This is a genomic window from Paraburkholderia antibiotica (assembly GCF_012927125.1).
In the GTDB taxonomy this organism is placed as follows: Bacteria; Pseudomonadota; Gammaproteobacteria; order Burkholderiales; family Burkholderiaceae; genus Paraburkholderia; species Paraburkholderia antibiotica.
Genome location: NZ_JABBFZ010000029.1, coordinates 56,413 through 64,602 on the forward strand (window position 1 = coordinate 56,413; position 8,190 = coordinate 64,602).

Here is an 8,190-nt window from a genome sequence, read left to right on the forward strand (position 1 = left end):
CCTTTAAGATCATGACCGATAGCGATCTCGACCTCGTCTATACGAAGCTGTGCAAGACGCTGACTCAGGAGGGTGAAGCGCAAGCGTCGTTGTATCTGGCGCGACTGGCGTTGCTGTGTCTGACTGAGCTTGATGACCCGGGACGGGCGTTGGAGTTGATTGAGGCTGCGAAGTTGGAGGAGGCGTCAACGGTGCCGGCAACTGCGGTTTAAGAGGTTCTCGCACATTTCCGCAGGCGATGCGTCGACGCGTGGCGGGCATCGGCCATTTCCGGACGGTTAAAATTTGGCCGCTCCACGGGGCTTCGGATTCTGATCGGCCCCTTCCCTCTCTGGTCACCTTGCTTCCGCTATGACCGGCGGCAATTCAGGGGCGTCGAGCCCCGCGAACGGATCCCGCCAGGCCGGTATCTCCATGAGCCGCCTATGCCAGGCATCGACCTGCGGAAACCTGGCGAGCGGCAGGCCGGCAAGTTCGGCGAACGGAAGCACGCAGGCAACGCGAAAATCGGCGTAGGTGACCTCGTTGCCGACGAGCCAGTCCCTATCCGGGAGATGCTGCTCCAGAATCGCGGCCGACGATGCGAATTCATTCAGGCCCGCTTCGACGACCTCATGCCTGATCGGACCCAAGCCATAACGCTGCTTGGTCACCCGTTCGAAATGAACCTGATCGCAGGCGCGCACGAAATTGGAGTAGCCCCAGCTAAGCCAGCGGATGAGGTCCGGCATGACGTCGTCTGTCGGCCAGAAGCTTGACCTGGCGAGGCGCGAAAGCCGGCAAGCGATCGCGTCCGCTTCCCACAGCGTCGTCTCTCCCTCGACCAGAATCGGAAGGCTCAGATTTGGATTGAGCTTGCGGAACTTCTCGCGCTCGCCCGGGGAAAAGGGAGAAGCGAATTCAAACTCGACGGGCGAGTTCAAATAGCGCGCTACGGCAACGGCGAGACGCGGGTTGTAGTTGCGGCTGAAGTAGAGCTTCATGGCGAGTATTCACTAGAGAAGGTTTAGCCTCTTGTCGGAATGATTGCATTAAACCGTGTCCAAGCGACGCCTGCTCACAGCCGCATGCCGTCGGCGAAGATCTGTTTCCAGATCAGCACGCGAACCGATCGATGCCAACCCGTCGGCCTGAATTTGAGCCGCCGCGATACCGACATCGCCGTGCGCCTCGCGAGACCTGGAGACTCGGTTGAAAACCATGTTTTCGCCCGGTGAATCGGCATGCTGCGTTATGGCGTGTATGCATCCAGGTCCCGCAAAGATGATGCGCACACTCTCCCGTGGGTACATACGAAGACTCAATGGCGTCGCTTCCGCAGGCTCGATGGGTCGATGACGCAGCCACACGCGGGGCGGCGCGCCGGCCGACTCAAGGAGTTTTAGTCACGCTGCTCAATGTCGTAGTCGCTCTGCTCAATGTGGAACAGTGTAGCGAGTGCTTTACGCTTGCGCTTCGATTCTCGACTACGCGCCTCGAACGAGTAGTCCGAATCCATGGGAAGATGAGGCGACGCAAAGAGGTCGCTGATCTTTTGGAGCAATGCAATAATGATGTTCATATGGATTCCTGATTGATTGCCGTATCTTTACCAACTCGCCCCTCCGGCCCGACGGGCCGAAACCTTCGAAAGACGCATCGATCAGATGTCTGTTTCCGCTATTACTAAATTCGCATATCTAAATATCTGATGCGGCGAAGCCGTCATGCGAATCACTCCAGACAAAAGCCACAGGTTGTTTCCTTCGAACAGCTGCTTCAATCACCGACGTCCACGCCCCCCAGCTCGGCGATGAGACTGTCCAGTTTTCCGAAAGCGCCGTTCCAGCCGGCGTGATGATCGTCACGCGTGGCTTCATCGAAAAATTGCGCGTGCGTGAACTTCATCTCCGTGCCAGCATCGAGGGGGCGCAACTCGATTGTCACCAGAGAGCGTCGCTCCGGCAGCGTGACCCACTCCCATGTGAAGACGAGTTTGCGATCCGTCTCGACCTCCTGGTATTCGCCGCGGCAGTCATGCGTTTCGCCGTCCAATGTCTGGAACACCACACGAAAGCCGCCGCCCACGCGCGGGTCAGCTTCCGCGCTCAGCACCGGCCCGGCGTCGGGCCCCCACCAGCACGCTATCAATTCTGGCCGCGTCCAAGCCGCGTAGACTTGCGCGGGCGATGCCTTCAGGCGCCGCACGATCGTCAGACTGGGTTTCTCCTCACTCATTCATCTTCCCCCTCGACAAAATTGGCAAGGCGGTCGAGACTCGCGGACCAGAAGCGCTGATAGCGCGACAGCCACGCCATCGCCTCTTCCATCGGAGCGGCGACAAGTTCGACCGACACCGTTCGGCCGCTCTTTGTGCGCGAGATCAGCCCGGCGTCACTCAGCACGTCGAGATGCTTCATCACCGCTGGTAGCTTGATCGGCAGCGGGCGCGCGATTTCCGTCACCGACAGGCCCGGTTGACGCTCCAGCCGCGCGAGGATGGCCCGCCGCGTAGGGTCGACAAGGGCGGAAAACGTGCGATCGAGTTGACTGACTGGATACTTTGCCATGTGGCAAACTATAGGGCGACCGTCGGGCTGAGTCAAGTCCTTGATGGGCTCCGCCATAAGCAGTTCAAGCACTTCGGAAAATGACGACTGCTCGTTGGTTTTTGATCCCACTGTGCAGCGCCACGACTAGCTGGGTCGAGCGACTGCAGCCGCATCCACACCAGCCGCTCAGTCAACCAGGGCGTATATCGCTTGTGGGTCGACAGCGTCCACTAGCCAGCGCGCAAACCCGATCTCCCCTCAGTCATAGAGGCGCACGCCTGCCCCCCGGCTCGCACGTGCTGTGGAATAAAGGCAAGCTCACGAGCCAGAAGCCGCCTTTGTCGCTGCCGGCAATCTGGGCGATTCGCGCCGGGCTCCAGATGTCGTCGAACAACTCACCCCTTGCCGCCCGACACCAACCGCTAGAATTGCGCTTTCAGTCCGGAATACGCCCCATGTCATTCGCCTCGCTTGGCCTCATCGATCGCTTGCTGCGTAATCTGCAGGACCTCAATTACCAGACACCTACGCCGGTGCAGACCAAGGCGATTCCCGCCGTGCTCAGTGGCAAGGACGTCATGGCGGCGGCACAGACGGGCACTGGCAAAACGGCGGGTTTTGCGCTTCCGCTGTTGCAGCGGCTGGTGCAACACGGCCCGGTGGTGTCCAGCAACCGCGCGCGTGTTCTGGTGCTGGTGCCCACACGTGAGCTGGCCGAACAGGTGCTGCAAAGCTTCATCGATTACGGCAAAGGCCTCGATTTGCGATTTCTGGTCGCCTATGGCGGCGTGAGTATCAACCCGCAAATGATGAAGCTGCGCAAAGGCGTGGATGTGCTCGTTGCCACGCCGGGCCGTTTGCTGGATCTTCATCGCCAGAACGCCGTGCAGTTCGATCAGGTACAAACGCTGGTGCTGGACGAGGCCGATCGCATGCTGGATCTGGGCTTTGCGCGCGAACTCAACGCCGTCTTCGCCGCGTTGCCCGCCCAGCGCCAGACCCTGCTGTTCTCCGCCACGTTTACCGACGATATCCGCACCATGGCGGCGGGTATTCTGCGCGCCCCGGTCAATATCAGCGTCAGCCCGCCCAATGCCACGGCCAGCAAGATCAGGCAGTGGGTCGTGCCGGTCGACAAAAAGAACAAGCCTGACCTGTTCATGCACCTTGTGGCGAAGAACAGGTGGGAACACGCGCTGGTGTTCGTCAAAACGCGTAATGGCGTCGATTACCTCGCGGCCATTCTGGATGAAGCGGGCTATGCGATCGACACCATCCACGGCGACAAACCGCAACCCGCGCGCCTGCGTGCGCTGGAGCGCTTCAAGACGCGCGAAGTACAGATGCTGGTCGCCACCGATGTCGCCGCGCGCGGGCTGGATATCGACGATCTGCCGCTGGTGATCAACGTCGATCTGCCGATCGTCGCGCAAGACTATGTGCACCGTATTGGCCGCACCGGCCGCGCGGGTGCGAGCGGCGTGGCGGTGTCGCTGGTGTGTGCCGATGAAGCGCCGCAACTGGCCGCGATCGAAGCGCTGATCCGGCAGACGCTGCGCCGTGAAGAAGAGCCGGGGTTTGAAGCCGACCACCGCGTGCCGGAAACCAGCGCGACGGGTCAGATCATCAAGAAACCCAAAAAGCCGAAGAAGCCGAAAGTGCCGCTCGCCGCGGCGGGCGCGATGCAGGTGCCTGGTAAAAAGCCGCGTCCGCAAGGTGGTGAGAACAAGCGTAAGGCTGCGACGCAACGCGCTGGGGCTGCGGGGAAAGGTACGAGTTTGTCTAGTGGTAGCCCGTTCAGCTCGCAAAAGCCGCGTGGGAAACCGGCTGGGAAGTCGGTTGCGGGTTCGGGGAAGCCGGCTGGTAAAGCGGCTGGTGGGCGTGGGAAACGGCAGGCTTGATCGAGGGGATGCCCGACGCCGGCTCGGCAACTGGTGTGCGATTTATGGTCCTATGGCAGGCAGAGGCCTGGCTTCGGCGTAAATCAGGTCCACGGATCAGGACGCGCACTGGAGTCTGATCGGTTCGAGGCTGGTCAGTCGACGATCCGGTTGAAATCGTCGACGATCTTCGAGGCCTCGCCTGGTTGCGCGAGATCGCGAACGCGCTTCCGCCATCGGCCAACCTTTCCTCGGAAGTTGCCATGCCACTCCCGCTCGTCGATGGGCGAAACCGCCGGACGAGAATCGGCCTTATTACGACCAGCCACCCGTCACCATGACATCCTCCGACGTGATCATGCGGCTGTCGTCGGCCGCGAGGAAGAGCGCCATGCGCGCGAGATCGCCGGGCTCCATTTCCTCGTCAATGCACTGGCCGCGTCGTATCTCTTCGCGGCCTTCGTCGGTGAGCCACAGGTTGCGCTGCTTCTCAGTCAACACCCAGCCCGGCACGAGCGTGTTCACGCGGATCCCATACGCGCCGAGTTCCTTGGCGAACCCGCGCGTCAGGCCTTGGACTGCCGCCTTGCTCATTGCGTAAACCGGGAACTGGCTGCTCTTGAGCATCCAGCAATGCGAGCCGAGATTAATGATCGAGCCCGCGCGTGCGGCCTTCATATCCTCGACCACGGCCTGCACCGCGAACAACTGATGCCGCACGTTAACCGCAACGCCTGCATCGAACGACTCGGGCGTAACGTCGGCGAGCGCGTGGCGGCGATCGTTCGCCGCGTTGTTCACGAGCACCTCGATCGGTCCGAATGCAGCCCGTACTTCGGCGATGGCCGCGTGCAACGCGGGAATGTCGGTGACGTCGCAGGCGACGAAGAGCGGTTTATGGCGCGCGTTACCGAGCGATTTGGCAAGAGCGGTTCCCGCGTTCGTGTCGATGTCGAGAAAGCCCACACGTGCGCCTTGCGCAACGAAGTGCTCGACGAACGAAGCGCCAATGCCACTCCCGCCGCCCGTAATGAGCACGACCCGGTCTACCAGGCTGGGATAGCTCGCGTAACGTGCTTGTCCCGAAGATTTTTCGCTAGAAGTTGCCATTCACATCCCGTATTGATTAATCGCTGCGACGACGAAACCGATTGTGCGCCATGCAAGGTTTCTTTCTTATGAGCCAGGCAGGTCCGGCTTCGTGGCGTCCTCGCGTCTGACGCCCAGATAACGCATTGTCTACGAGAAGGTGGCGATCCGCCAAGACGTGCTCGTCGTCGTGCGTTTCGAATACAACGTCGCCCGGGCAAACGACATGGGGCCAGTGATCAAGCGGATGGACGACCCGCTGCGGACCGCCGCAACGGCAACCGACGCGGTTCGGCCACAAACACCCACTCGACGGAGCCACCTATTTTGCGGACAGTTGTGTCAGTCGCCGACCTGGCAGGAGCAGTGCCGCCTCGTAACCTGACTTGTATCGACGCTACAATCCAATTTGTTGCGGCCGTCAGGCGGGTGCGGACGTCAAAGAAAATATTTTCAGACGCGCGGGGTGGAAATGCAAAATAATCAACAGGGGACGCTGCGGGCTGCTCCAGGTCGAGATCTTTTCGTGCCGCGGCTCCTCATCGGCATTTTTCAGGGATTAATACTGCATCTGCTCACGAATGCTGCGCATCATCGCAGCGGCATTGCAACTATCCCCCTTCTACTCTTTCCGTTGCTTCTTGTTAGCCTGTTTATCCCGTCGACGTTTATCGTGGGCCTACAACGAATGAGGGTGGCTCGGCTCGCGATGTGGGCCGCCGCGCTTGCCGCCATTGTGGCAATCCTCGGCAGTCACGACGCATGGCGATCGGCGGGCGTTGAACTTGCCGGCATGCAACCACCCGGCCGCACCGGAGTTCCGCTGCCTTCATTGGCCGTGACCTTCTACAGCGGCGTGATTGTATTTATTGGATATTGCCTCGTTCTCGCCGGGGAGACCGCAAGGTCGTGGTTTGCCCCGTACGACTTGTACTTCGAGTGCAGTTGGAAACTCGGGCTGCAAGTCTGTCTGTCCGGGTTGTTCGTATGTGCGCTCTTTCTTGTGCTCTGGCTGGGGGCAGCACTCTTCCTGTTGCTGAAGCTGGATTTCCTCCGGCAACTCCTGCGCGAATCATGGTTCAACATTCCCGTGAGCACAATGGCGTTTGCGTCGGCCCTGCACATCACCGATGTGAGACCAGACATCATCCGGGGCTCGCGCACGCTTGTCCTGTCTCTTCTCTCCTGGCTGCTCCTGGTCCTCGTCGTCATCGTTGGCGGATTCCTCGCGACCCTGCCGTTCACGGGACTCGGATTGCTATGGGCTACGCGGTCCGCTACGTGGATCCTGCTTGGCGTTGCGGCGCTAAAGGTAGTCTTCATCAATGCCGCCTTCAAGAGTGGCCTGGAGTCCGATCAGGCACCACGAGTGTTGCGAGTCTGCATGAGAATTTCATGTCTGATGCTACCCGTGCTGGTGATACTGGCGACTTACGCCCTCGCGCTGCGCATTGGGCAGTATGGGCTTACGCCACACCGCGTATTGGCCTGTGCTGGAGCATTCGTTGCTTACTTCTATGCCATCGGCTATACATGGGCGGCGGTCGCTCGCTCTGACACTCTCACGAGAATTGCGCCTGTGAACGTGGTCACGGCGTGGGTATCACTCGCGGTACTTGTTGCCGTATTCACGCCGCTGGCTGATCCGGCACGGCTGTCGGTGGCCAGTCAGGTAGACCGTCTCCTCGCCGGGAGAGTGGCACCCGATAAATTCGACTACACCTTCCTGCGATACAGATCTGCAAGATATGGCATGCAGGCCCTCGCACGGTTGCAAGGGGAAACAAATGGGTCGAACGCTGCAACCGTTCGCGAACTGAGCAAGCAGGTTGCGAATCAGCCCACTCCGGGCCCTTTGGGTGTGGCTCGTCCGGACGCCGCAACACTAGCTCGCAATATCGTGTCACGCACTCCCGGGCAGTCGGTTCCGTCGTCATTTCTCTCCATGGACTGGAAGCAGGCTACGCAAAACTGGATGCTCCCAGTTTGCCTGAACTCTGTTGAAGTGAAGTGCGACGCTTATCTCGTCGACCTGACCGGAGAGCACAAACTTCAGGTTGTACTCTTCCCGAACGGCGGAAGCGCGGGATTCGTGTTTGATCAGGCCGGCAACGCAGATTGGCAACTCGTCGGCAAGTTCTCGATCGCACCGGATTGCGCCGCGGTTCGCGATGCTCTGGCGAAGGGGACATTCGAGCTCATTGAGCCGCGACTGCGAGACATTCAGGTCAATGGTCAACGCGTCGAGATAGAGCCAACGCGGACGCGCAGCCCGGTGTGCGCGCGATAGTACGAACTTAAAGCAAGAGCGACCGGGGTTTGCAGCCAAAGATGACGTTGATGCGCCGTGTCGCGTTTGGGCTATACAGCGATTCGTTAAGCTCCCAGAACCAGACGAACACGAACAGCACGAATGACATGCGCACGACCCATGGCGCATCCGTGCCGAAAAGCGGAACTCTTTCAGTGAGTCGTTGATACATCGCCGTTATCAAGCTCGTGCAACAAGTCGACCAAGGGATCGGGCGTCCGTTTTCCTGTCGGTCGAATGGACGTAACGGGTCCAGAGTGTGTGGAAACTCCATTTTTGCCGCCAAGCGGGCGATTGCCGGTCAGGTCGATCGAGTTTGATACCGTGAGTTTGCACTAATCGAACATCGCGAGCGCAACAAAGCCCCTCGGGGCTTCAG

The 8,190-nt window shown here is 60.1% G+C and carries 8 protein-coding genes; 3 read left to right on the forward strand and 5 right to left on the reverse strand.

Features of this window, described 5'->3' with window-relative positions; translation table 11 throughout:
• The first annotated feature begins 11 nt into the window (after window positions 1-11).
• The gene (locus HHL14_RS30160; RefSeq protein WP_169501259.1) at window positions 12-212 is read left to right on the forward strand and encodes a hypothetical protein; all 201 of its coding nucleotides are present in this window, start codon (window positions 12-14) and stop codon (window positions 210-212) included.
• A gap of 123 nt (window positions 213-335) precedes the next feature.
• Here HHL14_RS30160 and HHL14_RS30165 read toward each other — a convergent pair whose 3' ends face one another.
• The 4 genes from HHL14_RS30165 to HHL14_RS30180 all read right to left on the reverse strand — a co-directional run bounded on the left by HHL14_RS30165 (window position 336) and on the right by HHL14_RS30180 (window position 2,660).
• A complete protein-coding gene (locus tag HHL14_RS30165; RefSeq protein WP_169501260.1) occupies window positions 336-983 on the reverse strand; it encodes a glutathione S-transferase family protein in 648 nt (215 codons plus the stop codon).
• A 398-nt stretch (window positions 984-1,381) separates the two neighbouring features.
• Window positions 1,382-1,561, reverse strand: a complete 180-nt coding sequence (locus HHL14_RS30170; protein WP_169501261.1) for a hypothetical protein — start codon at window positions 1,559-1,561, stop codon at window positions 1,382-1,384.
• A gap of 197 nt (window positions 1,562-1,758) precedes the next feature.
• A complete protein-coding gene (locus tag HHL14_RS30175) occupies window positions 1,759-2,217 on the reverse strand; it encodes an SRPBCC family protein (RefSeq protein ID WP_169501262.1) in 459 nt (152 codons plus the stop codon).
• Complete coding sequence (locus tag HHL14_RS30180; RefSeq protein ID WP_329601757.1) at window positions 2,214-2,660, reverse strand: ArsR/SmtB family transcription factor; 447 nt, start codon at window positions 2,658-2,660, stop codon at window positions 2,214-2,216. Before HHL14_RS30180 ends, HHL14_RS30175 begins: the two co-directional genes overlap by 4 nt.
• Window positions 2,661-2,986: 326 nt before the next feature.
• Between HHL14_RS30180 and HHL14_RS30185 the strand changes: the two genes are divergently transcribed.
• A complete protein-coding gene (locus tag HHL14_RS30185) occupies window positions 2,987-4,432 on the forward strand; it encodes a DEAD/DEAH box helicase (RefSeq protein WP_169501263.1) in 1,446 nt (481 codons plus the stop codon).
• A gap of 294 nt (window positions 4,433-4,726) precedes the next feature.
• On the opposite strand, the gene HHL14_RS30190 is transcribed toward HHL14_RS30185, so the two are convergent.
• Complete coding sequence (locus HHL14_RS30190) at window positions 4,727-5,521, reverse strand: SDR family NAD(P)-dependent oxidoreductase (RefSeq protein ID WP_169501264.1); 795 nt, start codon at window positions 5,519-5,521, stop codon at window positions 4,727-4,729.
• A gap of 451 nt (window positions 5,522-5,972) precedes the next feature.
• On the opposite strand from HHL14_RS30190, the gene HHL14_RS30195 reads away from it, so the two are divergent.
• Window positions 5,973-7,790: a DUF4153 domain-containing protein gene (locus HHL14_RS30195; RefSeq protein WP_169501265.1), complete on the forward strand. Its 1,818-nt coding sequence runs from the start codon at window positions 5,973-5,975 to the stop codon at window positions 7,788-7,790.
• Window positions 7,791-8,190: the final 400 nt, after the last annotated feature.